The 1,757-nt window shown below is 58.2% G+C and carries 2 protein-coding genes; both read right to left on the bottom strand.

Features of this window, described 5'->3' with window-relative positions:
* Positions 1-37: 37 nt before the first annotated feature.
* Entirely contained in the window at positions 38-640 is a 603-nt protein-coding gene (locus tag BLR51_RS26985; RefSeq protein WP_089852610.1) for a hypothetical protein, read from the bottom strand.
* A 210-nt stretch (positions 641-850) separates the two neighbouring features.
* Positions 851-1,465 (bottom strand): hypothetical protein, encoded by a 615-nt coding sequence (locus tag BLR51_RS26980; RefSeq protein ID WP_131821923.1) that lies wholly within the window; start codon positions 1,463-1,465, stop codon positions 851-853.
* Positions 1,466-1,757 lie beyond the last annotated feature (292 nt).

Genomic DNA, 1,757 nt, shown 5'->3' with positions numbered 1-1,757 from the left:
CCCGACAAATCCCGTCAGGGGGAGGGTTCCACATGGGTCAGTTCTCAGTGACATTTCCTATCGCCGCTGGGTCAGTTCTCAGTGACATCCAACACCAAAGCTCATCGAGAAGGCGCGCGGCGGCTTTCAAGCTGTCGCGACGCTTCCGGCCACGGACCCGGAGCAGATTGGCCAACCAATCCCGGCTCAGATCAGTCGGTTCCAGCCTGTCGGCCACGGCCTCCGCCCGAAGGGAACTGGTGAGGGGGATGAGGGTCTGCTCGCTCCAACCGTGCTGCTGTGCGAGCTTCCGTGCAAGTTCGCACAGGCCTGCCCAGTCTTCGCTCATGTGGACGATCGGCGTGCCCTCCAGCCGCCGCGCGATGGTTCTCAGACGGCTCTTCTGCTGTGCTCTGGATTCCTTCTCTTTTGTGGTTCTTGGAGGTGTGCGGTCCCAGCGTTCGAAAAGCAAATCAACGAAGGCCAGCGTCATCGGGATACCCGCAAGATCGCTGGTCATCATGCCTGGAATGTCTAGTTGCCTCAGCTTCTTCACAGCAGCGCGGTAAACCGCGGTTCCCTTTCCGAATGCCAGGGGAGGAGTGTCGGCTTGAATGAGGTCCAAGGCTTCTTGCGCTGAGTATTGGGACTGGTCGAGCATATGTTATTCTCTTCTTTTTCAGTGCTCACCCTGGAACGCAAATAACAGGTTTTGCACGCATATTCGGTCAAATGGATGTAATTAACAGGAACAGGTTCTCGTGGTGAACCATCAACCTCTATATATTGTTTATGTTATTTCACGGATGCAGGGGGCTGGAACGCATATGCCGATCTTGGTGGAGTGAAAGGGCATTTTCCTGCAGAGTCATCACACGATCTTCCCCCTGAGAGAGGCCTTGCGTAGTGGCTCCAGAGCGCCAGGGCGAAACCGGTAGACCCCCCGACGGCCGAAGATCAGATAGACATCCGGTCCGATCTGACCTGAGGCCACGAGCTTGCGGATCGAGGAGGCATCGCGATACCCGAGCAAGGCAGCAGCAGCTGACGTATCCAGGAGATGCTCGAAGAGGTCAGGGCGCTCCTCGGCGGTGACCGTTTTCGCAAACTCGGGCTCAAGGCCCTCGGCGCGGAAAATGGACGCCCAGCTGTAGATCAGGCCGGCACGGCGGCCCTCGTAGGGCAAGCCGAACTCGTGAAGCCGTTCCTTCGCAAGGACTGGAGAGATGCACCACCGGTGGTCTTCCAACTCCCGCAGCGTGAGCCCTGGTACGGAATGCTGCTTGGAAGACGTGGTCGCCAGGTGCGGCGGCTCAGGCTGCTCTGCCAGAGGCAGTCCTGCCGCCTCTGACAAGGCGAGGCTGATGGCTGCCCTGTTGCGCCGCTTCAAGGCTTTGGGGCGGGACGAGGAGGTCGCATTTTCGCATTCCCGGGTGGCGAGCTGCGAGCATGAGGCGTTCCGTTTGGAGGAGTTGAAAAAGTCCATGGTACGCTGTTCGTGTTCGGAGTTGACGAACACGACTTGCGACAGATGGGGAGACCCTGACGAAGCGATTGCACCTGATGGGGAACATCGTGATCATCTACTGCGCATGTCGTGAGGCCACTCAAAACTGCGGCCTAGAGCTCGAATCCTAGGTTTCCTGTGAGGAACCGATCCGCTTGAAAACTTCGACATGCGGGTGACCTTTAAGGCGTCCCGCTCTTTCATCACGTCGGGGGCCCGAGGTGCAGCTAAGCACCGTGTCTTCAACAGATTAACTTTTCGCAGTTCTGCT

Source organism: Salipiger marinus, from assembly GCF_900100085.1.
GTDB classification, from domain to species: domain Bacteria; phylum Pseudomonadota; class Alphaproteobacteria; order Rhodobacterales; family Rhodobacteraceae; genus Salipiger; species Salipiger marinus.
The sequence above is the reverse complement of the archived record's forward strand: the minus strand, read 5'-3'. Positions and strand labels throughout refer to the sequence as shown.

Bases quoted from the DNA above. Each gene is read 5' to 3' on its own strand.
- BLR51_RS26985 (WP_089852610.1), bottom strand. From the start codon at position 640: ATGCTCGACCAGTCCCAATACTCAGCGCAAGAAGCCTTGGACCTCATT.
- BLR51_RS26980 (WP_131821923.1), bottom strand. From the start codon at position 1,465: ATGGACTTTTTCAACTCCTCCAAACGGAACGCCTCATGCTCGCAGCTC.